This window comes from Nonomuraea harbinensis (genome assembly GCF_019396385.1).
GTDB lineage: Bacteria > Actinomycetota > Actinomycetes > Streptosporangiales > Streptosporangiaceae > Nonomuraea > Nonomuraea ferruginea.
The window spans coordinates 46,322-70,681 of the sequence record NZ_JAHKRN010000038.1; the positions used below are offsets into that span (position 1 = coordinate 46,322).

At 72.8% G+C, this 24,360-nt stretch carries 20 protein-coding genes and 1 pseudogene; 7 read left to right on the forward strand and 14 right to left on the reverse strand.

What is annotated here, in order from left to right; all coding sequences use genetic code 11:
- Positions 1–331: 331 nt before the first annotated feature.
- Complete coding sequence (bla, locus tag KME79_RS31380; RefSeq protein ID WP_219548245.1) at positions 332–1,237, reverse strand: class A beta-lactamase; 906 nt, start codon at positions 1,235–1,237, stop codon at positions 332–334.
- Positions 1,238–1,405: 168 nt separating this feature from the next.
- On the opposite strand from bla, the gene KME79_RS31385 reads away from it, so the two are divergent.
- The 3 genes and pseudogenes from KME79_RS31385 to KME79_RS47540 all read left to right on the forward strand — a co-directional run.
- Entirely contained in the window at positions 1,406–3,526 is a 2,121-nt protein-coding gene (locus tag KME79_RS31385; protein WP_219548247.1) for a hypothetical protein, read from the forward strand.
- A 726-nt stretch (positions 3,527–4,252) separates the two neighbouring features.
- A complete protein-coding gene (locus tag KME79_RS31390; protein WP_219548249.1) occupies positions 4,253–5,476 on the forward strand; it encodes an OmpA family protein in 1,224 nt (407 codons plus the stop codon).
- 222 nt (positions 5,477–5,698) lie between these two features.
- A pseudogene (locus tag KME79_RS47540) lies at positions 5,699–6,116 on the forward strand (ATP-binding cassette domain-containing protein); the annotation flags it as partial.
- A 131-nt stretch (positions 6,117–6,247) separates the two neighbouring features.
- On the opposite strand, the gene KME79_RS31400 reads toward KME79_RS47540, so the two are convergent.
- From KME79_RS31400 to KME79_RS31445, 10 genes are all read right to left on the reverse strand, one after another.
- A complete protein-coding gene (locus tag KME79_RS31400; RefSeq protein ID WP_148030730.1) occupies positions 6,248–6,475 on the reverse strand; it encodes a hypothetical protein in 228 nt (75 codons plus the stop codon).
- 63 nt (positions 6,476–6,538) lie between these two features.
- A complete protein-coding gene (rbsK, locus tag KME79_RS31405) occupies positions 6,539–7,426 on the reverse strand; it encodes a ribokinase (protein WP_219548251.1) in 888 nt (295 codons plus the stop codon).
- Complete coding sequence (locus tag KME79_RS31410; RefSeq protein ID WP_219548253.1) at positions 7,423–8,751, reverse strand: ADP-ribosylglycohydrolase family protein; 1,329 nt, start codon at positions 8,749–8,751, stop codon at positions 7,423–7,425. The genes rbsK and KME79_RS31410 overlap by 4 nt, the downstream gene beginning before the upstream one ends.
- On the reverse strand, positions 8,748–9,890 hold the full coding sequence (locus tag KME79_RS31415; protein ID WP_219548254.1) for an ADP-ribosylglycohydrolase family protein: 1,143 nt from the start codon (positions 9,888–9,890) through the stop codon (positions 8,748–8,750). Before KME79_RS31415 ends, KME79_RS31410 begins: the two co-directional genes overlap by 4 nt.
- Positions 9,887–10,855 carry an ADP-ribosylglycohydrolase family protein gene (locus KME79_RS31420; protein WP_219548255.1) on the reverse strand — a complete coding sequence of 323 codons (969 nt, stop codon included), beginning with the start codon at positions 10,853–10,855 and terminating at the stop codon, positions 9,887–9,889. Before KME79_RS31420 ends, KME79_RS31415 begins: the two co-directional genes overlap by 4 nt.
- 5 nt (positions 10,856–10,860) lie before the next feature.
- Complete coding sequence (locus KME79_RS31425; protein WP_308249115.1) at positions 10,861–12,051, reverse strand: ADP-ribosylglycohydrolase family protein; 1,191 nt, start codon at positions 12,049–12,051, stop codon at positions 10,861–10,863.
- Positions 12,048–13,358, reverse strand: a complete 1,311-nt coding sequence (locus KME79_RS31430) for an ABC transporter substrate-binding protein (RefSeq protein WP_219548256.1) — start codon at positions 13,356–13,358, stop codon at positions 12,048–12,050. Before KME79_RS31430 ends, KME79_RS31425 begins: the two co-directional genes overlap by 4 nt.
- Positions 13,359–13,367: 9 nt before the next feature.
- Positions 13,368–14,186 (reverse strand): carbohydrate ABC transporter permease, encoded by an 819-nt coding sequence (locus tag KME79_RS31435; RefSeq protein WP_219548257.1) that lies wholly within the window; start codon positions 14,184–14,186, stop codon positions 13,368–13,370.
- Positions 14,183–15,094 (reverse strand): carbohydrate ABC transporter permease, encoded by a 912-nt coding sequence (locus KME79_RS45520; protein ID WP_219548259.1) that lies wholly within the window; start codon positions 15,092–15,094, stop codon positions 14,183–14,185. The genes KME79_RS31435 and KME79_RS45520 overlap by 4 nt, the downstream gene beginning before the upstream one ends.
- The gene (locus tag KME79_RS31445; RefSeq protein ID WP_219548261.1) at positions 15,091–16,140 is read right to left on the reverse strand and encodes a LacI family DNA-binding transcriptional regulator; all 1,050 of its coding nucleotides are present in this window, start codon (positions 16,138–16,140) and stop codon (positions 15,091–15,093) included. Before KME79_RS31445 ends, KME79_RS45520 begins: the two co-directional genes overlap by 4 nt.
- Before the next feature lie 563 nt (positions 16,141–16,703).
- On the opposite strand from KME79_RS31445, the gene mihF reads away from it, so the two are divergent.
- Complete coding sequence (mihF, locus tag KME79_RS31450) at positions 16,704–17,009, forward strand: integration host factor, actinobacterial type (RefSeq protein WP_101784984.1); 306 nt, start codon at positions 16,704–16,706, stop codon at positions 17,007–17,009.
- A 350-nt stretch (positions 17,010–17,359) separates the two neighbouring features.
- On the opposite strand, the gene KME79_RS31455 is transcribed toward mihF, so the two are convergent.
- Positions 17,360–18,007, reverse strand: coding sequence for a response regulator transcription factor (locus tag KME79_RS31455; RefSeq protein ID WP_148030722.1), 648 nt, complete (start codon positions 18,005–18,007; stop codon positions 17,360–17,362).
- A complete protein-coding gene (locus tag KME79_RS31460; RefSeq protein WP_219548263.1) occupies positions 17,998–19,245 on the reverse strand; it encodes a sensor histidine kinase in 1,248 nt (415 codons plus the stop codon). The genes KME79_RS31455 and KME79_RS31460 overlap by 10 nt, the downstream gene beginning before the upstream one ends.
- Before the next feature lie 187 nt (positions 19,246–19,432).
- Here KME79_RS31460 and KME79_RS31465 point away from each other — a divergent pair, with 187 nt between their 5' ends.
- The 3 genes from KME79_RS31465 to KME79_RS31475 are packed head-to-tail and all read left to right on the forward strand — an operon-like array spanning position 19,433 to position 23,742.
- Positions 19,433–20,704 (forward strand): acyltransferase family protein, encoded by a 1,272-nt coding sequence (locus KME79_RS31465; protein WP_219548265.1) that lies wholly within the window; start codon positions 19,433–19,435, stop codon positions 20,702–20,704.
- A 6-nt stretch (positions 20,705–20,710) separates the two neighbouring features.
- Positions 20,711–21,214, forward strand: a complete 504-nt coding sequence (locus KME79_RS31470) for a GNAT family N-acetyltransferase (RefSeq protein ID WP_219548267.1) — start codon at positions 20,711–20,713, stop codon at positions 21,212–21,214.
- A 29-nt stretch (positions 21,215–21,243) separates the two neighbouring features.
- The gene (locus KME79_RS31475; protein WP_148030718.1) at positions 21,244–23,742 is read left to right on the forward strand and encodes a DEAD/DEAH box helicase; all 2,499 of its coding nucleotides are present in this window, start codon (positions 21,244–21,246) and stop codon (positions 23,740–23,742) included.
- Here KME79_RS31475 and KME79_RS31480 read toward each other — a convergent pair.
- The gene (locus tag KME79_RS31480; protein WP_219548269.1) at positions 23,739–24,212 is read right to left on the reverse strand and encodes a GNAT family N-acetyltransferase; all 474 of its coding nucleotides are present in this window, start codon (positions 24,210–24,212) and stop codon (positions 23,739–23,741) included. The genes KME79_RS31475 and KME79_RS31480 overlap by 4 nt on opposite strands.
- Positions 24,213–24,360: the final 148 nt, after the last annotated feature.

Sequence of the window (24,360 nt, forward strand, 5' to 3'; positions counted from 1 at the left end):
CTGCTCCACAGCTCCGAGATGTGAAAGGCGAACCGATCGAACAGGCCGTCGTCCTGATGACGCCTCAGGTGCAGCATGGGCGAGTCGTCGTGTGACGTCACTCTCCGGGTCGCCGACACGGTCTCTGCCAGACGATCGACGCTGACGACGTCGCCCAGCTCGCCGAGCTGTTGCGGCAGCAGGAGGCGGCGGAGCGGGCATTGTGCGCACGCCCGGCGCGTTCCCGCCCCGGCTGCGCGTGACCGGCTGTTCCGCGTACGTCTCTCCGAAGGGCTGCCGCACGGACTGTGCCCCCCCTGACAGGGGCGGCGTCGCGACTGCCCGGTGGCTGTTACAGCTTGCCGAGGGCCTTGGCCAGGGCGGTCGCGGCGGAGGCGATCACCTTGTCGTCGTGCGGAGTGTCGTCGTCGTTGCGGTTGGTGAAGACCGACAGGATGATCGGCGCGCTCGATCCGGGGGTCCAGACGATCGCGAGGTCGTTGGCCGTGCCGTGGTTGCTCGCGCCGCCGGTGCCGGTCTTGTCGCCGACCGTCCAGTCCTTGGGAAGTCCCGCCTTGATCCGGTTGGCCCCGGTGAGACTGGCCTTCAGCCAGCCGACCAGCCGCGCCCGGTCCTGCGCGTGGAGGGTCTTGCCGGTGGTCAGCTCGGCGAAGGTCCGGGCGGCCGCCGCGGGGGTGGTGGTGTCGCGCTTCTCGCCGGGCGCCCAGTGGGTGAGCGTGGGCTCCGTACGGTCCAGGCGGCTGGTCTGGTCACCGGTGGCGCGGAAGAACCGGGTGAGGCCGGGCGGCCCGCCGATCTGCTTCAGCAGGGTGTTGCCCGCGAAGCCGTCCGATTTGGTGATGCCGGCGCGGCACAGCTGGGCGGGTGTCATCCCGGTGTCGGTGTATTCGGTGGTCTCCGGGGAGTTCCCGGTCAGCTCGGCCATGTCGGCGGGCTTCCAGCGGATCACCTTGTCCATCAGCCCGGGGGCGCTGGTGCGCGCCTTGTGCAGCACCGCCGCGCACGCGAACACCTTGAAGCTGGAGTTGAACGGGAAGCGCTCGCCGGCCCGGTAGCCGACTGTCCTGCCGGTCGCCAGGTCGATGCCGACCGCGCCGATACGCCCGTCGTAGGTCTTCTCCAGCTTCCGCAACGTCTTGTCCAGCCCGGAGCCGGTGGCGGCGCCCGCCCCGGGCGCGAGGCCACCCAGCAGCACGGCGACGGCCGATGTCAGGACCCCTAGTCGCAGTCGTGTCATGCCGAGAAGAAGATCAGAAACCGGCCGGGTCCGTCTAATAGTGGTATTGGGCTGGCTTTCATACCGGTGTGGATATCGTCGCCTGTACGACGCTAGCCGCCGGGCGAAATCAGACCGTTCGCGACACATGAGACGTGGACGGAGGCGGCCCTCTGTCACCGTTCCCCCATGACACGCATCGAGCTGGTGGAGCGGATGCGCGGCTCCGGGGTGCTGTGGCGGGGCTCTCTGGACGGGGTACGGCGGCTGGTGCCGCTCGCGGTGCCCGGCGCGCTCGTGCATGCGCCTCTGTCCGGGTTCGTCCTGCTGCTGATGGTGGTGTGGGCGGGCGGGTCGGCGGCGGTGGTAGACGGGCGGCTGGACCTGATCGGGGCGTCCGGCGGGGAACTGCTCGCCTGGACGGTGACGCTGGCGGCGCTGGTGGTGCTCGCGCAGGCGGTGGTGTTCCCGGCGACGGTGGTGCTCGCGGCCGGGTGGCTGGTGGGCCGCCGGGTTCCGCCCGTGGTGGCGCTGCGGATGGCCGCGCGGCGGTTCCCGGCCATGTTCCTCCTGGTCGTGCTGGCCTCGGTGGCGTACGCGGCGATCACGGCCGCCGGGTTCGGCGTGCTGGTGGTGACCGGCCGGGAATGGCCGGCCACGGTGGTCATGGTGGTGCTGGGGCTGGTGGCGATGCCCGGCCTGCTGGCCGTGCCGTCGGTCATGCTGCACGGGTGCACGGCGCCGGGCGCGGTCGTCCGCGCCTACCGGTTGGTCCGCTACCGGGAACTGCCGACGGCCTGCACGCTGGCTCTCGGGGTGGTCGTGGTGCCCGTGGCGGTGGCGCGGGCGGCGGAACATGCCCTGGCGCCGCTGCCGGGGCCGCTGTCCACGGCGGGGTGGGCGGTGGCCGGGACGGTCCTGGCGCTGGCCGTGACGCCGGTCCAGGCGGCCGTGGTGGCGCGGCAGTTCCTGCACTGCGTGGCCTGGCGTACCGAGACGCATGACGAGGATCTGGAGCACGGCGTGCCGGCCGGGACGGCGCGGCCGGTCAGGGCGGCGCTGTGGCCGGTGGTGCTGGCGCCGGGGCTGCTGTTCGGCGGGATCGTGCTGGTCAACCCGTTCAGGTGGACAGAGGTCACCGAGACGGTGGTGTCCGGAGGCGAGGATTCCGAGGCCCTGGGGTCGGGAGCCGGGACGCTCTCCCGCCCGCCGTCGTTCCGGCCGTGGGAGCTGCGGAGCGCGCACGCCGGTCACGACGGCGAGCTGAAGGTGGTGGTGGACGGCTTGTACACCGCCGCGGGCGTGCTGACGTGCGGCGATCCTTCGTGCGAGCGGGCCGGCCTCGCCTGGGCGGACGACGTGGCGGCTCTCTCCGACAGGGCGAGGAACGGGTACGCCGCCGCGCGGCTGCCGGACGGCAGGATGGCGGTGACCACCTGGTCGGGGCCGCGGCTCAGGGTGTCACACTGCGGGACCTTCGCCTGCGCGGCGGCCCCGGGCGGGGCGGTCGTCGCGGAGGCGCGCGACCGGCCGTTCCACGCGGGGGTGGCGATGGCGGTACGACGGGACGGCGGGCTGGTCGTGGCCTTCGCCGACAGGGAGCGGGCGGACGACGGCGACGACCTCGTCACCCTCATCTCCTGTGCGGACGCGGCCTGTTCCCGGCCGGAGCCGACCGAGGCCGCGCGGCTGGCCCCCGCCGCGTATCTGCACGGCCCGCCCGTCCTGGCGGTCGCGGCGGGGCCCGGGGACCGGCCGGTGGCCGCCCGGTTCGACGTCGTCACCGGCCAGATCCACGTCATCTCGTGCGCGGACGCAGGCTGCCGGCGACCGCGCGTGACCAGGCCGGTGCCGCCGTATCCGGCGCGGGACGACGCCGGGCTGCGCCAGGAGACCGGGCTCACGCTGGCGGTGCGGGCGGACGGCCGCCCGGTGATCGCGTACCGGGACGTACGCGACCGTGCGGCCAAGCTGCTGGACTGCCGCACCCCTGACTGCGCGCGGGCGGACGTCGTCACCCTGGACGCCGGCGACACGGACCTGGCCACCCCGGCGCTGGTCCTGGACCGGGCGGGCCGGATCCTGGTCGCCTTCCAGAACGCCGAGGGAACCCGGATCATGCTGGCGACGTGCACCGGGGGCCGTTGCACGAGCACTCCCGTGGCCAGGATCCGCGGCGGCGCCGGCGAAGCACTCGCGATGACCCTGGACGACAGGGGCAGACCGGTGATCGTGTGGCTGGACTACGACGCCGCCCCGGAACCCGGCTGGGAGCTGGTCATCACCACACCACTCAACCTCACCGACTGACCGGCATCAGCCGACGAGGCCGATGCCGGGGAGATCTGCGAGGGGTTACGGGCCGCGAACGCCGGGCGCGACCCGCTCGGCCCGGTGGGCGTGGTGGTGGGCGCGACGGTAACCGACCCCGGCTACCCGCTCGACCGCCTCAACGGCCCGATCCTGGCGCCGGGGCTGGGCGCCCAGGGAACGACGCCGGCCGACGTGGGGCGGGTGTTCGCCGCATCACCACCGGCCAGGCCATGCCGTACGGACATTCGCCGGCAATTGCGGCGAACTGGCCGCTTTTCAGAGATCCTCTTCTATAGAGTTCCCCGATGACTGACACCGCTGTGGCACATGATGTCCGTGGGAAGTCACGTCCGCTGAGACTCACCGCCGCCGCGTGCGCCCTGGCCGTGTTGACGTCCTGCGGTGTGCTGCCCCAGCCGGATCGCGCCGCCTCTCCGGCCGCGGACGCGTCGTCGCCCGCTCCGGCTGAGCCCGAGGCGCCCCAGCCCTCGCAAGGCACAGCCGCCCCTGCCGCTTCCACGAGCCCCTCCTACAGCGATCCGCACTCCGACGCCCGCCGGCCCCTCCGCCAGCGCCCTCGCCACCCACGCGGACCACGGCAAGCGCACCGTCCGGGCCGACCTAGTCGGACTCAACCGGATCGGCGACCATGTCGCGGTCCAGGTACGTCTCACCGAAACGGGCGAACGCTCCATGTACGTGTGGCACCACGTCGAGGACCGCATGGCAAGCGGGCGCGACAAGGACGACATGGCATCCGGCCTCGGCATCATCGACGCCGCCGCCGGCCGCCTGCTCATGCCGTCGACCACGCCTGACGGCGGCTGCGCCTGCACCGTGGAGGACGACTTCGAGAGGCCGTGGCTCGAACCGGGCAAGCCACGCACCTTCTTCGCGCTGGTGCCCGCGCCCTCTGGGGGCGCCACCTCGGCGACCGTGTACACCCCGTTCGCCCCGCCCTTCGTCAACGTCCCCATCAGCGACGAACCACCGCAGCCGCCGCCCAACCAGCAGATCCCGGACCCGGCAACAGCCCAGCTCACGCCGCTCTCCTATCCGGTGGAACTGCCCTCGGCCAGCCTGGACAACAGCATGGAGACGACCACGGACGATCGGCGGGTACGCATCAACCTCTCCTCCGACGTGCTCTTCAAGGTGAACAAGGCGGACCTGTCCGCGGGCGCGCGCCACGTGCTCGAACGCACCGCGGGCCAGATCGACGAGTCGGACGCCGCCGAGGTCGCGATCGACGGCCACGCGGACTCGACCGGCACCGACGCCATCAACCAGCCGCTCTCCGAACGCAGGGCCGACACCGTGCGCAAGGATCTCGCGTCGCTGGTCACCCGGGAAGGGGTGACGTTCCGTGCGCGGGGCCACGGTTCCGCCCAGCCGCTGTACTCCAACGCCGACGCGGACGGCCGGCGCAAGAACCGCCGGGTAACGGTCAGTTTCGACCGGCCGGGGACACTGCCCGCGCCTTCCCCGAGCAGCACGCCGAGCCCTGTCGAGTCGGGGCGTCCCGGCGGTAGCAGCAGCACGAACGTCAAGGGACAACCCTTCACGGTCGAGGTCGACCCCATCCGCGTCATCGGCGAGGGGATCGGCCTCATGGTTTTCAGGACCACCAACAACGGCATCAAGGAGACCTGGCTGCACGACCTCAGCGATCGCCCGACGGCCCTGCCGGGCAGGGGCGGCATCGGCGGCGCCACGAACGTCGACGTGGTGGACCCCCGGGGCAAGACCCTCCACGGGGCCGCGGTCGTCTACGGCCGGCAAGGCTCCCGGCTCTACTGCCTGTGCACCCCCACCAAGTACAAGAGCGACCACCTAGCGCAGGAGACCAAGGAGCACTGGGCCGTCATCAGCCTGCCGCGGGACCCGTCGAGCGTGCGGGTCCGAGTAGCGGAGTTCCCGCCTCTGGCTGATGTGCCGGTCATCTAGACCGCCGGCCGCCGCGGCGCGTTACGCGACGAGTGCCTCCTGCAACTGTCGCGTTGACTCCGGGTGGCGGCCAAGGAGGTGCGGCTGTTCGGTCACTACACCGCGATCATCAGGAGCGGCTCCGACCTGCCGGAGCCGGCCGCGCCCCGCGCCCTGCCGCCGCTTCGGAGCGGCATCGAACTGCGCGACGTCTGGTTCCGCTACAGCGACGAGCACCCGTGGGTGCTGCGTGGCGTCAGCCTGCGCATCCCGCACGGCTGTTCGACGGCGCTCGTCGGGCGCAACGGAGCCGGCAAGAGCATGCTGGTCAAGCCGCTGCGCGCGAGGCGCGATCCTGTGGGACGGAGCGGACATCCGGGACGTCCCGGCCGCCGAACTGCGCGCCCGCATCGGTGCCGCCTTCCAGGACTTCGTCGCGTACGACTTCAGCGCCGCCGGCAACGTGGCCGTCGGCGACCTGGCGGCGGTGAACTCCCCCGCCAGGATCGAGGAGGCGGCCCGCCGCGCCGGGGTGCACGACGTGCTGGCGAGCCTGCCGCACGGCTACGACACGCTGCTGACCCGTACCTTCGCCGGCACGTTCCCCGAAGAGGACCCGCAGGTGGGGGCCATGCTGTCCGGCGGGCAATGGCACCGGGTCGCGCTCGCCCGGGCCTTCCTGCGCGGCGACCGCGACCTGATGATCCTCGACGAGCCGAGCGCCGGGCTGGACGCCGAGGCCGAGCACGACATCCACACGCGGCGGCGGCATCAGAAAGACGTGCTCGGCGATCAGCCCGTGGGGCCGATGTCGGGGCGTTCCTCTTCGCCCTCGGCGTGGTCTCGTTCCTCGGGGCGGTCCTCGTCGGGCCGCTCCGGCTCGTCGCGGGCCTCGGGAGGGTCCGCGGGGATGGGGCGGCGGGACTTCTCGGTGCTCGCGCCGGAGCGCTCCGCGACCACGTCGCTCTCCGCGCCGAGGCCGTCCGCCGCAGGGGGCGTGTCGCCGGGGTTCTCGCTCATACCTTCCCCGTGCCCTCACCTCATGGTTCGATGCGGGCGGGCCCGGATCCGATGGGGCCGGCGTCAGCCGGCGAGCTCGGCGTCGATCTCGGCGCGGAGCGGCATCGAGGTGGACGCCCCCTCGCGCCGCACGGAAAGCGCCGCCGCCGCCGCGGCGAAGCGGAGAGCCTCCGCCGCAGGACGCCCTTCGGCGCGGGCCACCGCGAGCGCCCCGGCGAACGTGTCGCCCGCCGCCGTGGTGTCGACCGCCTTGACCGGTACGGCGGGCACGTGGAGCCGCTCCCCCGCGCGCGATCCGTACAGCGCGCCCTGGGAGCCGAGCGTGATGACCGCCTCCTCGACCCGTTCGAGCAGCTTGTCCAGGGCGGCGCCGGGGTCGGCGGCGCCGGTGATGCCGGCGGCCTCGTGCTCGTTGGGCAGCAGCAGGGTGACCGCGTCCAGCAGAGCCTCGGGCAGCGGCTGCGCGGGGGCGGGGGTGAGGATGACGGGCACGCCGGCCTCGCGGGCGGCGCGGGCGGCGGCGGTGACGGCCGGCATCGGCAGCTCCAGCTGGAGCAGCAGCGCCCGCGAGGCGGCGATGACGGCGCGCTCGTCCGCGGTCGGGCCGGTGACGGTGCCGTTCGCGCCGGGGACGACGATGATCGAGTTGCCGCCCTCGTCGTCGACCACGATGTGCGCGATGCCGCTCACGCCGGGCGCCCGGCGCAGCAGCCCGACGTCGACGCCCGCCCCGGCGAGGGTGTCGCGCATCTCGGCGCCGAAGGCGTCCTCGCCGACCGCGCCCAGGAACGTCACCGGGGCGCCCGCGCGGGCGGCGGCGATGGCCTGGTTGGCGCCCTTGCCACCGGGCACGGTGCGGAAGTCGCGCCCGGTCACGGTCTCGCCCAGTTTGGGCGCGCGGCCGACGTAGGCGACCAGGTCCATGTTGGCGCTGCCGAAGACGGTGATCACGGGTGCGTCAACTCCTGGGTGCGGCGGGCCAGCTGTTCCAGGCCGATGCCGTCGAAGCCGGTCAGGCTGCTGGCCAGGCTGTCGCGCAGCGCCCACTCGCTGGGGACGCCGCCGTTCAGCGCGCCGGCGATGGAGCCCGCGGTGGCGCCGGCGGAGTCGGTGTCCCAGCCTCCGGCGACGGCTCCGGCGACGGTGGCGGTGAAGTCGCCGCGGCCGTGCACGAGGGCGGCGGCGATGAGGGCGGCGTTGTTGATCGTGTGCACCCAGTGCAGGTCGCCGTGCCGCTCGTGCAGCAGGTCGACGACGCGTTCGAAGTCGTCCTCGCGGGCGGCGTCCTCGGCCGCCTGCCGGACCGCCCGGTGCAGCCGGGATCGGGGCGGCACCACCGACAGCCCCGCCTCGACGACCTCCTCGGCGGAGCCGGCGACCATCGAGGAGGCGCACATGGCGGCCGCGAACATGGCGCCGTAGAGTCCGTTGGCGGTGTGGGTGAGCCGGGCGTCCCGCCAGGCGTACTCGGCGGCGGTGCCGGGATCGCCCGGGTTGACCCACCCGTACACGTCCGCCCTGATCAGCGCGCCGATCCACTCCCTGAACGGGTTGCGGCGGGTGGCGGTCCGCGGGGGCTCGACGCCGTCGAGGAGGTTGCGGTACGCGACGCGCTCGGCGGTGAACGTGCGCCCGGCGGGCAGCTCGTCGAGCCAGAGCCTGGCCACGTCGTCGGTGGAGAACCCGCGGCCGTGCCGTTCGAGCACGGACAGGGCGAGCAAGGGGTAGTTGAGGTCGTCGTCCTCGGGGATGCCGTCGATGTTCTCGGCCAGGGAGTTGACGGCGCTGCGCCGGTTCCACGGCCACCGCGCGGCCACCTCGTCCGGCAGGCCCTCGGCGGTGAACCAGCCGCGGATCGGCCAGTTCCCGGTGGCCTCGGCGATCTCCCTGATGCCCGTACGCGGGATCTTCTCGACCGGCTTGCCGAGCACGCACCCGGCGGCGCGGCCCTGCCAGGCGCCCAGCACCCGGTCGTGGGCCGCGACGACGCCGCGCGCGGGCCGCGGCCAGCCGGGGCAGGCGGCGATGATCGCGAGCAGGTCGCCGGGCTCGTCGAGCGGCGACGGGAGGGCGGCCAGCTCGTCCAGGAGCTCCTCGGCGAGCGGGCGCAGCGCCCGCGCGCCGGGCTCGGACGCGCCGGCGCGGGGCGGGGCGTCGTGCCCGCCGGCGGCGTGCCAGCGCTTCGCGACCAGCGTGGCGTCCCTGCCGTCCTCGGCGGCCTGCCTCAGCTCGTGGCCGACCAGATCCTCGGGCTGGACCCAGGTGAGCCGGATCATCGCTCCTCCAGGAGCGCGGCGAACGCGGCCTCGTGGGCGCGGCGCCGGGCCACGTCGCCGGCGTGCACGCGGCGGGCGACGGCGGCGAGGGCGCGGCCGGGCGCCACCAGGTCGGTGCGGCTGGCGATGCCGACCCGCTCGATCCACTCCTGCGGGACCGTGCCGAGGCCGCCGAGCGCGCCGGCGATGGCGCCGCCCATGGAGGCGATCGAGTCGGCGTCGCGGCCGTAGTTGACGCCGCCCAGCACCGTCTCCCGGTAGTCGCCCTTGGCGATCACCAGGAAGGCCAGGGCCAGCGGCAGCTCTTCGATGCTGTGCACGCGGCTCGGCCTGCGGGCGCCGAGGCCCTGGTCGCGGTAGGTGTCGGCGACCGTGTCGTAGGGCCGCACGGCGGTGCGGAGCGCCTCGAACGAACCGTCCCAGTGGCCGAGCCCGCGAGCCGTCTCGCACACGGCCTCGATGGCGGCGCGGGTGCCGTCCTTGGCCAGCCGGATACAGGCGGCGACGACCGAGTCGGCGGTGGCGCCCGGCCGCATCGCCTCGGCCACCGCCGCCGCCATCACCCCTGCGGCCTCGCGGCCGTAGCTGGACTGGTGCGCGCCGGTCAGGTCGACGGCCTCGGCGTAGGCGGCGTCGGGGTCGCCCGCGTTGACGACGCCGACGGGGGCCACGTACATGGCGGCGCCGCAGTTGACGATGTTGCCGGTGCCGGCCTCGCGCGGGTCGGCGTGGCCGTAGTGGAGGCGGGCGACGATCCACTTCTCGGCCAGGAAGATCCGCTGCAGCGGCAGCGCCTCGGCCTCCAGCTCGGGGATCCACTGACGCTCGGCCATCAGCTCGGGCACCATGTGCTCGGCCATCGCGTACGCGTCGAGGTGGCCGCGCGCCTTCTCGTACACGCGGATGAGCGCGTGCGTCATGAGCGTGTCGTCGGTGATGTGGCCGTCGCCCTTGTGGTACGGGGCGATGGGGCGGGCGTTGCGCCAGTCGTCGTTGAACGGCGGCACGATGCCCTCGACCCGGCCGCCGTAGCGTTCCACGATCTGCTCGGCGGTCCAGCCCTCGGTCGCGCCGCCCAGCGCGTCACCGACCGCCGCCCCCGCCACGCAGCCAGTCGCCCTGTCTTCAAGCGGCGTCATGAGAGTCCTTTCAGAAGTTCGATGAGATCTTTGCCCGCCAGCTCCGGCAGGCAACAGCCGGCGAGCGTGCGGGCCGGTGTGATCCACCCCTCCGGGATCGCACCGTACCCCCCGCAGGCCCCCGTGAGCGCGCCCGTGAGCGCGGGGGCCGAGTCGGCCAGCGCCGCCAGGCACGCGGCGGCGGGCACGGCCCGGCCGAGCTCGCCGCCCGACACCTCGGTCAGGGCGAGCGCGGCGGGCACGGTCAGCGCGGCGCCCACCCCGTAGCTGTAGACGTGGTCGAGCAGGGCCGCGTCCAGCGCGGGCACCGCGCCGAACGGGTCGCCCGCCGCGCGGGCGGCGGCCAGCGCCAGGCGGGCGTTGTGCCCGATGGCGGTGTCCTCCGGCAGTACGGCGAGCGCGGCGCTGACAGCCTTGGCCGCCGAGCCGGTGGCGACGGCCTCGGCCACGGCGGCGGCGACGGCGCGGGCGCCGAGCAGGCCGTCGCCGGCGTTGGTGACCTGGGCGTCCTCGTCCGGCGCCGCGCCGCGCAGGCCGTAGGCGACGGCTCTCACGGCGGCGGCGTCGTCGAAGTGGTGCGGGTTGTCGTGGCCGCTGGCGGGCGGCTCGACGCCTCTGGCCAGGTTGTCCAGTGCGGTGGCGACCGAGACGCGGGCCCTGATGTCGTCGCGGCCGACGAGCGCCCGGAACGCGCCGGCGCGCGGCGTGCCCATGGTGAGCAGCGTCCAGGCGAGCCATTCCGCGTCGTCGGACGGGCCGACGGCCAGCGGCGCGGTCGGCTGGTTGAGCGCGAACGGCACCGGCAGCGTGGTGACCCGGTGCTCCTCGGCGAAGGCGTCCAGCTCCCGGTGGAGCCTGCGGCTCCAGGGGGCGTGCAGCGCGGCCCGATGCCTGGCCGCGGGCCAGCCCGCGGCGTCTCCCACGGCGAGCCCGATGACGGCTCCCGCGATCCTGTCCCCCGACATGCGTCCTACAGCCCTTCCATCCGCTCGTCGCCGGCATCCGGCCCCGCCGTTCCGCCTCCGGCCGCATCCGCGGATCCGCCCGGCCCCGCCGGAGGCCGTCCAGCCGCACCGGCAGATCCCGCCGGGCGGGGAAGTGCCGCCGATCCCGGCGTACCCGCGGATTCCGTCGTGGTTCCCCCGGGAGGCCCCGATCCCGCCGGGTTCTCGCCGGCGCGACCGGGTCGCGTCGCCCGGGTGCTCGCGGTTGCGTGGGCGGTGGCGAGGTCGTCAGCGACGTCCCGTATGTCCCGGCCCGCGACGACCGGCAGGCATCTCCCGGTGACGGGGCCGATCCTGGCCGCCCACCTCTCGGGCACGCCGCGCTCGCCCTGCGACGCGCCCGCGACGGCGCCCGCGATGGCGCCGATGGTGTCGGCGTCCCTGCCCAGGCTGACGCCGAATGTGACGGACCGCTCCACGTCGCCCTCGCCGTGCAGATAGGCGGCCAGCGCGAGCGCCACCGCCTCGGGCGCGAGGTCCGTCCACGGGTAGTGCCTGACCACCACGGCCTCGTGCAGCGCCACGGCCGGGTCGGCGGCGCCGAGGGCGGCGCGCGCCCGGACGATGTTCCTCGCCGTCCACGAGTCGGCGGGCACCGCCGACAGCGCCGCCTCCACCGCGTCGGACGGATCGGCCCCGGCCATCGCGGCGGCGACGGCCGCGGCGACCGCGCGGCCGCCGAGTATGCCTTCGCCCGACTGGCTGACCCGCCCGTCCTCGGTCACGAGCCGGGCCGCCTCCGCCGGGTCCCCCGGGCAGAACACCCCGTACGGGGCGGCCCGCATGGCGAGCCCGTCGGACCACCCGTGCTGGTGGACCAGCCCGGTCAGCGGCGGCTCCAGCCCGCGCCGCAGCGCCTGGACGGTGCCGAGCTCGGAGAACCCGGCCCCGCGCATCGGCCCGGTCACGGCCGGGATCACCCGCTCCCGGTACGCGGCCGCGACCAGCGCGGACGTCAGCCCGTGCCCGTGCTCGGCCAGCAGCCCGGCGGCGAAGATCGCGTACTCGGTGTCGTCGGTGCCGCCGCCCTCGATCTCGGTGAGCCGCCCCCAGCGGTGACGGATCTCCTCCGGCGTGAGGTTCTCGGCGGGCGCCCCGAGGGCGTCGCCGGCCGCCAGGCCGAGCAGACACCCCCGGGCCCTGTCGCGATACGTCACCGCTGATACCGCTCCAGCACCTCGTTGCCCTCCTCGACGAGCCGCTTGGCCGCCTCGTCCAGGGTGACCTTGTTGGCGAAGAACTCCTGCAGCACCGGCGTCGCCACCTTGCTCTTCCACTCGTCGTACCCGTTCACCTTGAGGAACGGCGCCACCACGAGGTCCTTGGCGGAGGCGGTGGCGACGTCCCAGCCGTCCTCCTGGCCGGTGATCGACGGGTCGGAGGCGGCCTCCTGCGAGGTCGGCAGCAGCCAGTCGCCCTTGGCGAGGCGGGCCTGGTTCTTGCCGTTCAGGAAGAACGACATGAACTGGATGGCCTGCTCCTGGTGCTCGCTGTCGGCCGACACCGACAGGGTCTGCGAGACCGCGCCCTGGTTGGAGGTGGTGCCCTTGAGCGGCGGCAGCGTCACCCACTCGAAGCCGTCGGGGGCCTGCTCGGCCACCTGCTGGCGCAGGTAGACGCCGACCGGGAGCATCGCGTACTTGTCGGCGAAGAAGCCGGGCAGCGGGTCGGCGGTGCCCATGCCGAGCGCCGCCGGGTCGGCCGTCTTGTCCTTGTAGAGCTGGTCGTGGATGCGCTGCAGGACCGCCTTCTCCTCAGGGCCGACCTTGACGGTGGTCTTGCCGCCGGCGGTCTGGAAGAAGGTGCCGTCGAAGTTCAGCGCCAGGTTGAGCACCTTGTTGACCGGCGACTTCATCGGCCAGGCGACGCCGTACGTGTCGCCCTTGGTGAGCTTCTTGCTCGCGTCGGCGAACTCGTTCCACGTCCACGGCTCCGCGGGCGTGGGCATGCGCACCCCGGCCTCGGTGAGCAGCTTCTTGTTGGCGATGATGACCTGCGACTCCTGGAGGAACGGCACGCCGAACACGCCCTGGTCGCCGCTGCCGTCGTCGAAGGTGACGGTGTCCCAGGCGGCCTGCGGGATGTCGTTCTGCAGGGAGGCGGGCAGCTTGTCCTTCAGGTCGAGCAGGTAGCCCTTGGACGCGAAGCCGGCCAGCGCGGGCGAGTCGTCGTGGAAGACGTCCGGCGCGTCACCGCCCTCGAACGAGGTGACGAGCTGGTCGTTGACGTTGTCCCAGCTGCCCTGGACGTAGGTGACCTGGATCTCCGGGTTGGCCTTGTTCCACTCCTCGACGATCGCCTTGTTGGCCTCCACCGACTCCTTCTGCCAGGCGAGGCTGAGGAAGTCGAGCTTGACCGGTTCGCCCGACCCGCCCGAGGAGTCGCCGGTGTCCCCGCCGCCGCTGCCGCACGCGGCGGCCAGCGCGACGACCGCCACCGCCGCCAACGCGGATTTGATACGCATCTGAGCCTCCTAGCCCTTCACAGCGCCGGCCATCAGGCCGGACCTGAGCCGTCGCTGGATGATTGCGAAAAAGATCAAGCTCGGGATCGTCGCCATCAGCGACGCCGCAGCCAGCGGGCCGAGCCTTGCCACTCCCTCGGGGCCGGTGAACCGCACCAGCGTCAGCGGGAGCGTCATCACGTCCGGGTCCTTCAGGACCACGAGCGCGAACAGGAACTCGTTCCACGACGAGATGAACGAGAACAGCAGCGTCGCCACCACGCCGGGAGCCAGCAGCGGGGCGACCACGCTGACGATCGCCCGCATCCGGCCCGCGCCGTCCACCGACGCGGCCTCCTCCAGCTCGCGCGGCACGGAGCGCACGTACCCCTGGAGCATCCACAGCGCGAACGGCAGCGTGAACGTCACGTGCACCGCCACCAGCCCGGCCAGCGTGTTGACCAGGTCGAGCTCCCGCATGACCATGAACAGCGGGATGATGATCAGGATGAACGGGAACACCTGGCTGACCAGCACCCACCCGAGCGCGATCCGCTTGAGCACGCCCTGGTAGCGGGCGAGCGCGTACGCTGCGGGCAGCGCGACCGCCACGGTCAGGAACGCGCTGGCCAGCGCCACGACGAGGCTGCGCAGCCCGGCCCCGACCAGGTCCTGCTCGCCGAACGCGGCGGCGAAGTTGGCCAGCGTCGGCTCCCTGGGGATCCAGGCGGGGTCCAGGCTGGCCATCTCCTGCGGCGTCTTCAGCGCCGTCGACAGCAGCCAGACCAGCGGGAAGCCCAGGAAGACCAGGTAGACCAGCAGCGCCGCGTACTGGGGGATCCTTCTCATGACGCCTCCCTCAGCTGCCGCCACAGGTAGACGCCGAGCAGCGCGAGCACGACGACCACGATGGCGACGCCGAGCGCGGCCGCGTAGCCGAAGAAGCCGTAGCGGAACGCCTCCTCGTACGCGAACAGCATCGGCAGCCTCGTCCGCCCGCCGGGCCCGCCCTGGGTGAGCACGTAGACCAGGCTGAACTGGTTGAAGTTCCACACGAAGTCGAGCGAGGTGATGGCCACGATGACCGGGCGGAGCTGGGGCAGCGTGATGTTCCAGAACCGGCGCCAGGTGCCCGCCCCGTCCATCGCGCCCGCCTCGTACAGCTCCCTCGGGACGGTCTGCAGGCCCGCCAGCAGCACCACCGTGGTCTGCGGCATGCCGCTCCAGACGCCCATGACGATGACGGCGGGCAGCGCCCAGGTGAAGTCGGCCAGCCAGTTGATGTCGGTGCCGAGCGTGCTGTTCACGATGCCGGCGTCCGGGTGGTAGACCAGCCGCCACATCAGGCCGATCACCACGGGCGGCATCGCCCATGGCACCATGGCCAGCACCCGCGCCACGCCGCGCAGCGCCAGCCGCTCGTTGAGCAGCAGGGCCAGCCCCAGCGAGGCGAGGAACTGCAGCGCGGTCACCGAGACCGCCCAGATCATCCCGACCTGCATGGACTGCCAGAAGTCGTCGTCGCCGAGCAGCGCGGCGAAGTTGTCCAGCCCGGCGAAGCTGGTGACGTGGTTCCTGCCGGACTCGGCGTCGGTGAACGCCAGCGAGATCCCGTACAGCAGCGGCCCGACGCTGAAGATCAGCACCGGCACCAGCGCGGGCAGCAGGAGCACCCACATCTCGCGGTTCCTGCGCGGCCCGCGCCCGCTCCGCCTGCGACCGGCGGGCGGGGCGGGCCGCGTCGCCGTGGCCGTCACGGCGTCCCCCTCTCCGCGCCTGGCGCCTGGTACGGTGCGGGCTCCTCCCCCGTCGTCGAAGCCCGTACCGCGAGGCGCGGCGGCACGGTCACCCTGCGGGGCTCCCTGTCGCCGTTCTTCAGCCGGTCGACCAGCAGCTCGGCGGCGGCCTTGCCACGTTCGGCCGACCCCAGCGAGACGCTGGTGAGCGACGGCCAGGAGGCCGCCGCCAGGTCGGTGTCGTCCATGCCGGCCACCGCCACGTCGTGCGGCACCCGCCGCCCGGCCGCGCGCAGCACGTCCAGCGCGCCGAGCGCGATCAGGTCGTTGGCGCACATCAGCGCGTCGACGTCGGGCCGCCGCTCCAGCAGCGCCGCGACGGCCCTGCCGCCCTCGGCGCGGTAGAAGTCGCCGATCTCGACCAGCTCCTCGTCGTACGGCAGCCCGAGATCTTCCAGCGCCTCCCGGTACGCGGCCCCGCGCGCGGCGCCGGGCACTGTGTCGGTCGGGCCGTTGACCATGCCGATCGTGCGGCGGCCGAGCCGGTAGAGGTGGTCGATGGCCAGCTTCACGCCGGTGCGCGAGTCGGCCCTGACGTTGTCCACGGGCGTGCCCTCCGGCACCGACCCGATGATCACCACCGGGGCGCGGGCCGCGGCCAGCATGTCCAGGTGCTGCTCGGTGACGCGCAGCGGGCTCATGATCAGCCCGTCCACGTACCGCTCCCCCAGGCTGTGCAGCACGTCGATCTCGTCGGCCACCACCGCGTCCGTGGAGTGCAGGACGAGGCGGTAGCCGGCGGACTTGAGCACCGGCTGGATCTGGCGCAACATGGCGAGGTAGGCCGGGTTGCCGACGTCGGCCATGGCGAAGGCGACCTGGTGGGTGCGGCGGGACTTCAGGGAGCGGGCGACGGCGTTGCGCACATATCCGAGCTCCTCGGCGGCGGCCATCACCTTCCGCACGGTCTCCTGCCGGGTGGGCAGGCCGTTGAGCACCCGCGACACCGAGGCGATGGAGACACCGGCGCGCTCGGCGATCGTGGTGATCGTGGGTCCGTCGGCCAAGGCTGTCCCTTCCGTGTACGTAAACGATTTCAGCAAAGAGACTGTAAACGTTTACTGCGTGTGCGCCATGTAACCCGCCCGCCACGTCCCCGGTCAAGTCACGATCGCATCACGCGCGACACGCCCGGAAAACAGAAGTGTGATGAAAACCACGCTTCAGGGGCAAAACCGGGCCTCGGGGGCATGACTCACCGGGTGCGCGGGCCGAGCGGGACGATCACCGGAGAGCGGGCGTCCCGGACCGGCGGGCGGCACCCGCGCGAGTCTCCGCCTGGAGCCCGAATCCGAGGGCGTCATGCCTGGTCAAAGGCCCTTTCGGCACCATCTGACGCCGTATCCCGGCACATCGGGGCTACGGTGAGACGTCAAGCGTGGCCGGCGGCGCGGTCGTCCGCGGCGGTGCGCCCGGGTGGGAGACGGCGTGCGGCGGAGCGGCCGCCACGGCCCCGCGGACACGTTGAGCGGCGCTTTCCGCTACACGAACCGCTGGTATCCGCCATGATTAGCCACTGCACTACGGGTAACAGAATCCCCGATCGTTAACTCCCCGAGGAGAACTACTGATGGCACTTCCTACTCTCACCCCCGAGCAGCGCAAGGCGGCGCTGGAGAAGGCCGCGGAGGCCCGTGCCGCCCGCACCGCCCTGCTGGCGAAGGTCAAGGCGGGCGAGCTGTCGTTCTCGCAGCTGCTCGAGCGCGACGACGACATCGCCAAGAAGATCAAGGTGTCGCAGGCCCTGCGCGCCGTGAAGGGCGTCGGCCCGGCCAAGGCCACCGCTCTGATGGAGGAGGCCGGCGTCGACGAGAAGCGCCGCCTCGGCGGCCTGGGCGCCCAGCAGCGCAAGAAGCTGGTCGAAGCGCTCGGCTGACCACCGGGCGGCCAGGTCCGCGCGATGCCCGCGCGGACCGGCCGGCGACACCGGGATCGGCCGGCGCCGAGGGATGCCGGCCGTCGCACAAAGGGGATGACCGGGCCGAGTGGGGGCTGACGGGCGGATGTCACCGCCCCGAGGCGGGCCCGGTTCCGGCTGGCGCGACCAACGGGCACGCCAGCTGCTCCGGCCCTCGCCGGGGCAGGCCCGGCGGTCGGCACGGCCGCCCGCCGCACCGGCACGACCACCGCTCAGGGCGGCCCCGGGTCGCGCCGCGGGGATGACACGCGCTCAGGAGCCACGCGGCAGAGCGACGCGCTCAGGCGCGCGTCATCATCACAGCGCGCTCAGGAGCGCAGATAGGCCAGGACGGCCAGGACCCGGCGATGCTGGTCGCTGTCGTCGGCGTAGAGGCCGAGCTTGCTGAAGATGCTCCTGATGTGCTTCTCCACGGCCCCGTCGCTGATGACGAGCTGCCTGCCGATGGCGGGGTTGGACTTCCCCTCCGCCATCAGGCCCAGCACCTCGCGCTCGCGCGGGGTGAGCGAGGCGAGCGGGTCGTCCCTGCGCCTGCGCACCATCAACTGCGACACCACCTGCGGGTCGAACACGGTCCCGCCCGCGGCGACCCGCCGCAGGCCCTCCAGGAACTCCTCCACGTCGACGACCCGGTCCTTCAGCAGGTAACCCACCGCGCCCCTGGCGTCGGCGAGCAGGTCGTCGGCGTACGACACCTCGACGTACTGCGACAGGATGAGCACCGGCGCCCCCGGCACCAGCTCCCTGGCCCGCACGGCGGCGCGCAGCCCCTCGTCGGTGAAGCTCGGCGGCATCCGCACGTCCACCACCGACACGTCCGGCCGGTGGGCGGCGACGGCCTCGACGAGGGCGTCGCCGTCGCCGACGGTCGCCACCACCTCGCAGCCGAACTCCTCGAGCAGCCTGACCAGGCCCTCCCTGATCAGCACGGCGTCATCGGCCACGACTACACGCACGGCACCTCCGCTACGATCACCGTCGGCCCGCCTTCGGGCGAGCTCACCGCGAGCTCCCCGTCGACGGCGCGGAGCCGGTCGGCCAGCCCGGCGAGACCGTGTCCCTTGGCGACGTGCGCGCCGCCGACCCCATCATCCCCGATGCTCAGCGCCAGGCGATCACCGGTGTGCACCAGCCGGATGGTGCAATGGGATGCCCGGCTGTGCTTGGCCACGTTGGTGAGCGACTCGGCGACGACGAAGTAGACCGCGTTCTCGACCGCGGCGTCGTACCGGCCGGTGGCCCGCACGTCCAGGTCCACGGGGACGGTGCAGCGGCCGGCGAGGGCGGCCAGGGCGGGCGCGAGCCCGCGGTCGGACAGGACGGGCGGGGCGATGCCGCGCGACAGGGCGCGCAGCTCGTCGAGCGTCTCGCGGGTCGAGGTGATCGCGGACCTGATCGTCGCCTGGGCGGCCTCGGGGTCCTTGTCGAGCTGCCGCTGCGCCCGCGACAGCTCCATGGCCAGCGACACCAGCCGCTGCTGGGGGCCGTCGTGGATGTCGCGCTCCAGCTTGCGCAGCGCGTTGGCCTCGGCGGAGACCGCGGCGGCACGCCCCTCGGCCAGGTCGTCGATGCGCTCCTGCAGCTCGGCCACGCCGGTGAGCAGCACCCGGCCGAGACCGGCGCGCAGCAGCGAGGAGCCGCGCACCACGAACGGCATGATCAGCAGGAACAGGAACCCCAGCGTCACGTAGAAGACCAGGTTGACCAGGTAACCGTCGCCCAGGCCGAGCAGCTCGGGCAGCTCGACGTTGCCCGGGATGCGCGAGGTGACCAGGCCGTAGATCGGATAGGTCAGACCGGCCAGGGGCACCGCCCAGAAGACCGTGGTGAGCACGAACGACACCAGCGCGAGCGGGAAGTTCACGATGGCGTGCAGCAGGTCGAGCCAGGACTGGCCGCTGGTGAGCGGGTTGATGATCCGGCGGAATCGGCCGGCGCCCGGCGGCGGCGCCTTGTAGCGGGGGCGTACGGGCGGGCGCTTGAGCACGTCGGAGAGCCAGCCGCGCTCCGCGTCGGCGAACAGGCGGGCGGCCAGCATCGTCCCGGCCAGCACCGGCACGCCGATCCACACGACCATGCCGCCGAGGCCCGCGGCCAGCCCGGCGATCGAGATCACGAAGGCGAGCGCCGTCGCGGGGAACCCCACGAGCGTGTAGCGGGTGTCCAGCAGAACCCGCCTTGTCAGGGAGCGCATGCCCCAAACGCTAAGGCCCCCGCGTGCCCTTTTCGACCCGGTCTGCCGGTGTCAGGGGGTGGGGACAGCCCTACCCCCGGCGGTCCTGCCGGCCTGCCCGGAAGACGGTGGCGCGCGTCAGTGTGCCCGGGAGCCGCGGACGGAAGCCTTGAACCCATCGTTCCCCCGATGAATCGAGGCATCCCCGATGACCGTCCTGCTGGAGCGGCCGCGCACCGCGCCGCCCGCCGCACGCGATCCGTTCATCGACGTCCTGCGGGTGCTCGGCATGGCGCTGGTGGTGCTGCAGCACTGGACCATCCCGGTGCTCGGCTACGACGGCGCCCGGCTGACCACCGGCAACGCGCTGGCCACGCCGGGCGTGTGGGTGGTGACGTGGATCAGCCAGGTGATGCCGCTGGTGTTCTTCGCGGGCGGGGCGGCGAACGCGATCAGCTTCCGCCGCTCCGCCGCCGGCGGGCCGCGCTGGCTGACGGGCCGGCTGCGGCGGCTGGCCTGGCCGCTGCTGCCGCTCGCCGCGGTCTGGATCCCGCTGCCGCACCTGCTGCTCGCGCTGGGCGTGCCCGAGCAGCCGCTGCAGGTGGGGGCCCGGCTGACGGGCCAGCTGCTGTGGTTCCTCGCCGTCTACCTGATCGCCGTGGTCGCGACCCCGTACCTGCTGGGCCTGCACGAGCGGTACGGTGCGCGCGTGCCGATGGCGCTGGCCGCCGGGGCGGTGCTGACGGACGTGGCCCGGTTCGCGTCCGGGATCGACGCGGCCGGCTACCTGAACGTGCTCTTCGTGTGGCTGGCGGTGCACCAGCTCGGGTTCCTGTACGCGGACGGGCGGCTGGCGCGGCCGGGCCTGATGGCGGCCTGCGGGTACGGGGCGGCGGCGCTGCTGGTCGCGTTCGGCCCGTACCCGGGCAGCATGATCGGGCTGCCCGGCGCCGAGACCTCGAACATGGCGCCGCCCACGCTGGCGATCATGGCCGTCGGGTTCGGGCAGGTGGGGCTGGCCGTCCTGCTGCGGGAGCGGATCCTGCGGCTGCCGCTGCGCCGCCTGCTCGCCTGGGCGGGGCCGCGGATGATGACCGCGTACCTGTGGCACATGCCGGCGCTGTTCGCGGTGACGGGCGTGGTCGTGGTGGGGCTGGGCGTGCCCACGCCCGAACCCGGCGGCGGGGACTGGTTCGCGGGGTGGCCGCTCTGGTTCGGGCTGCTGTGCCTGGTGCTGTGGCCGCTGATGCGGTGGTTCGCCCGGTACGAGGAGCCGCCCGCGTTCGCGTACGGGATCGCCGGCTGGGGCATCGCGCTGGCGGCGGCCGCGCTGGTCGGCGGCGGGCTGCTGACGCTGACCGTCGCGGGGTTCGCCCCGGGGGCGGCGCCGGTGGCGGCGGTCGCGGCGATCGCGGGCGGGCTGTGGCTGACGAGGGTGAGCGCGCCGAAACGCGACCGTCATCTCGCCGGGGCAGAATGACACGCCATGACGACCATCCGCCCGCCGGTCGAGTCCGATCTGCCCGCCGTCGCCGCGGTCTACGCCCACTACGTCACCGAGACCGTCGCCACCTTCGACGAGACGCCGCCGACCGTGGACGAGTGGCGGGCGAAGGCGGCGGCGATCATCGGGGCGGGGCTGCCGTTCCTGGTGGCCGAGGAGGACGGCGAGGTGCTCGGGTTCGCCTACGCCGCCCGCTACCGGCCCAAGCCCGCCTACCGGCACACGCTGGAGGACACCGTCTACCTCGCGCCCGGGGCGACCGGGCGCGGGCTCGGCGGGATGCTGCTGGCCGAGCTGATCGCCGCCGCCCGGCAGGCCGGCGCCCACCAGCTCGTCGCGGTCGTCGCGGGCAGCGGCGAGGAGACGGCGTCGCTCAACCTGCACGCCGCCTTCGGGTTCGTGGAGGCGGGACGGCTGCGCCGGGTGGGGTTCAAACACGGCCGCTGGATCGACACCACGCTGCTCCAACTCGGCCTGGGGTCCTAGCATCCCGCAGACTTCGGCAGGATAGAGGTGTGAGCCTTCTCATCGACCGCCTGCCCGACGAGATCGACGCCGATCCCGACACCATCTACGAAGCGTTCGCCTCCTGGAACGCCGAGAGGGGGCTCACGCTCTATCCCGCCCAGGAGGAGGCGCTGATCGAGGTGGTCTCGGGCAGCAACCTGATCCTGGCCACCCCCACCGGCTCCGGCAAGAGCCTGGTCGCCGCCGGCGCCCACTTCACCGCCCTGACCCGCGACCAGCGGACCTTCTACACCGCGCCGATCAAGGCGCTGGTGTCGGAGAAGTTCTTCGACCTGTGCGCCGTCTTCGGCACCGAGAACGTCGGCATGATGACCGGCGACGCCAGCGTCAACCCGGGCGCCCCGATCATCTGCTGCACCGCCGAGATCCTGGCCAACGTGGCGCTGCGCGACGGCGCCAGGGCCGACATCGGCCAGGTGGTGATGGACGAGTTCCACTTCTACGCCGAGCCCGACCGCGGCTGGGCCTGGCAGGTGCCGCTGCTGGAGCTGCCGCACGTGCAGTTCGTCCTGATGTCGGCGACGCTCGGCGACGTGTCCATGTTCGAGCGCGACCTGACCCGGCGCACCGGCCGCCCCACGGCCGTGGTCAAGAACGCCGAGCGGCCCGTCCCGCTGGTCTACTCCTACCGGATGACGCCGCTGCACGAGACGCTCGAGGAGATGCTGTCCACCTCCCAGGCCCCCGTCTACGTGGTCCACTTCACGCAGGCGGCCGCCATGGAGCGGGCCCAGTCGCTGATGAGCATCAACATGTGCACCAAGGCCGAGAAGGAAGCGATCGCCACGATGATCGGCGGCTTCCGGTTCACCACGCGCTTCGGCCGCGCCCTGTCGAGGCTGGTCCGCCACGGCATCGGCGTCCACCACGCGGGCATGCTGCCCAAGTACCGGCGGCTGGTCGAGCGGCTGGCCCAGGCCGGGCTGCTCAAGGTCATCTGCGGCACCGACACGCTCGGCGTGGGCGTCAACGTGCCGATCCGCACGGTGCTGTTCACCGCGCTGTCCAAGTACGACGGCAACAAGGTGCGGCGGCTGCGCGCCCGCGAGTTCCACCAGATCGCCGGCCGGGCGGGCCGGGCCGGGTTCGACACCATCGGTTACGTCGCCTGCCAGGCCCCCGAGCACGACATCGAGAACGCCCGCGCGCTGGCCAAGATCGGCGACGACCCGAAGCGGCGGCGCGGCTACGCCCGCAAGAAGCCGCCGGAGGGGTTCGTCGGCTGGAGCGAGGAGACGTTCCAGAAGCTCCAGCAGGCCGAGCCCGAGCCGCTCCAGTCCCGGTTCAAGGTGAGCAACGCGATGCTGCTGGCCGTCATCAACCGGCCCGGCGACTGCTTCCAGGCGATGAAGCACCTGCTCACCGACAACCACGAAGACCGCAAGTGGCAGCGGCGGCACATCAGCCAGGCCATCGCGATCTACCGGTCGCTGCTGGCCGGCGGCGTCGTCGAGCAGCTCCGCGAGCCCGACGAGCAGGGCCGCCGCGCCCGGCTGACCATCGAGCTGCAGGAGGACTTCGCGCTCAACCAGGCGCTGTCGACGTTCGCGCTGGCCGCCTTCGAGCTGCTCGACCGCGAGTCGCCCGGCTACGCCCTCGACATGGTGTCGATCGTCGAGTCCATCCTGGACGACCCGCGCCAGATCCTGTCGGCCCAGCTGAAGAAGGCGCGCGGCGAGGCCGTCGCCGAGATGAAGGCCGACGGCGTCGAGTACGAGGAGCGCATGGAGGCGCTCGCCGAGATCATGTACCCGATGCCGCTGGAGGACCTGCTGCTCGGCGCGTACGAGACCTACCGGCGCGGCCACCCGTGGGTCGGCGACTACACCGTCAGCCCCAAGTCCGTGGTCCGCGACCTGTACGAGCGGGCGATGACGTTCAGCGAGTACATCCAGTTCTACGAGCTGGCCCGCTCCGAGGGCACCGTGCTGCGCTACCTGGCCGACGCCTACCGCACGCTCTCGCGTACCGTCCCCGAGCACCTGAAGACCGAGGAGTTCGTCGACCTGATCGAGTGGCTCGGCGAGCTGGTGCGCCAGGTCGACTCCAGCCTGATCGACGAGTGGGAGAAGCTCGCCAACCCCGGCGAGGCGCTGGAGCGGCGCGACCAGCTGGAGACCAAGGTGCGCCCGGTCACCGGCAACCCGCGGGCGTTCCGGGTGCTGGTGCGCAACGCCATGTTCCGGCTCGCCGAGCTGTGCGCGCTGGAGAAGGAGGCGGAGCTGGAGGAGCTCGCTCCCGACGTCGACTGGGGCGCCGCGCTCGACGCCTACTACGACGAGCACGAGGAGATCCTCACCGACGCCGACGCCCGCGGGCCGGCGCTGCTGCGCATCGAGGAGGAGCCCGGCGTGTGGAAGGTCCGCCAGACGGTGAAGGACCCCGCGGGCGACGGCGACTGGGGCATCGACGCCCAGGTCGACCTGACGGCGTCCGACGAGGAGGGCCACGCCGTCATCCACGTGCAGGGGCTCAACCGGCTCTAGGAAGTCAGCGCCCTCGTCAACAACACTGTCATGAACACGCTGTTGGGGTCGGGGCGGTAGTCCGCGAACGGCTCGCAGAAGGTGAAGCCGAATTTCTCGTACAGCCGCCGCGCCGGCAGGTAGAACTCGGCGGAGCCGGTTTCGAGGCTCAGCCGCCGGATCCCCATCCGCTCCGCCTCGGCGATGATGTGGGCGAGCAGGAAGGACGCCACGCCACCGCGTTTGCGGGCGGTGGCGGTGCGCATGGACTTGAGCTCCGCGTGTCCGGGGTCGAGCCGCTTGATCGCGCCGCAGCCGACCAGCGTGCCGTCGTCCCACACGGACCAGAACGTGATCTCGGGGCGGCGCAGGCCGTCGAGGTCGAGGGCGTGTTTGCTCTCGGGCGGCGTGGTGGACAGCATCTCTCTGACGTGCTCGTCCAGGAATTTGGCGATCTCGTCGCCGGTGAGGTCGTCGACCACGATCTCCATTTTTGCCGCCCCCTCCGCTCGCCGATTGACGGTACATCTCCCGCGTTAAGGGGATGTTTCGGCGTTTTCACGGAGGGAGACTCTCTCCCCGGGGTCCTGGGCTGGCCCCCGCGAAGAGCAGCCCCGGCTCCCGGCGGGGAAAGAAAAA

Coding starts and splice junctions, on each gene's coding strand:
- mihF (WP_101784984.1), top strand. CDS start 16,704: ATGGCACTTCCTACTCTCACCCCCGAGCAGCGCAAGGCGGCGCTGGAG.
- KME79_RS31435 (WP_219548257.1), bottom strand. CDS start 14,186: ATGAGAAGGATCCCCCAGTACGCGGCGCTGCTGGTCTACCTGGTCTTC.
- KME79_RS31470 (WP_219548267.1), top strand. CDS start 20,711: ATGACGACCATCCGCCCGCCGGTCGAGTCCGATCTGCCCGCCGTCGCC.
- KME79_RS31460 (WP_219548263.1), bottom strand. CDS start 19,245: ATGCGCTCCCTGACAAGGCGGGTTCTGCTGGACACCCGCTACACGCTC.
- KME79_RS31465 (WP_219548265.1), top strand. CDS start 19,433: ATGACCGTCCTGCTGGAGCGGCCGCGCACCGCGCCGCCCGCCGCACGC.
- bla (WP_219548245.1), bottom strand. CDS start 1,237: ATGACACGACTGCGACTAGGGGTCCTGACATCGGCCGTCGCCGTGCTG.
- KME79_RS31385 (WP_219548247.1), top strand. CDS start 1,406: ATGACACGCATCGAGCTGGTGGAGCGGATGCGCGGCTCCGGGGTGCTG.
- KME79_RS31410 (WP_219548253.1), bottom strand. CDS start 8,751: ATGATCCGGCTCACCTGGGTCCAGCCCGAGGATCTGGTCGGCCACGAG.
- KME79_RS31480 (WP_219548269.1), bottom strand. CDS start 24,212: ATGGAGATCGTGGTCGACGACCTCACCGGCGACGAGATCGCCAAATTC.
- KME79_RS31430 (WP_219548256.1), bottom strand. CDS start 13,358: ATGCGTATCAAATCCGCGTTGGCGGCGGTGGCGGTCGTCGCGCTGGCC.
- KME79_RS31390 (WP_219548249.1), top strand. CDS start 4,253: ATGGCAAGCGGGCGCGACAAGGACGACATGGCATCCGGCCTCGGCATC.
- KME79_RS31420 (WP_219548255.1), bottom strand. CDS start 10,855: ATGTCGGGGGACAGGATCGCGGGAGCCGTCATCGGGCTCGCCGTGGGA.
- KME79_RS31400 (WP_148030730.1), bottom strand. CDS start 6,475: ATGAGCGAGAACCCCGGCGACACGCCCCCTGCGGCGGACGGCCTCGGC.
- KME79_RS31415 (WP_219548254.1), bottom strand. CDS start 9,890: ATGACGCCGCTTGAAGACAGGGCGACTGGCTGCGTGGCGGGGGCGGCG.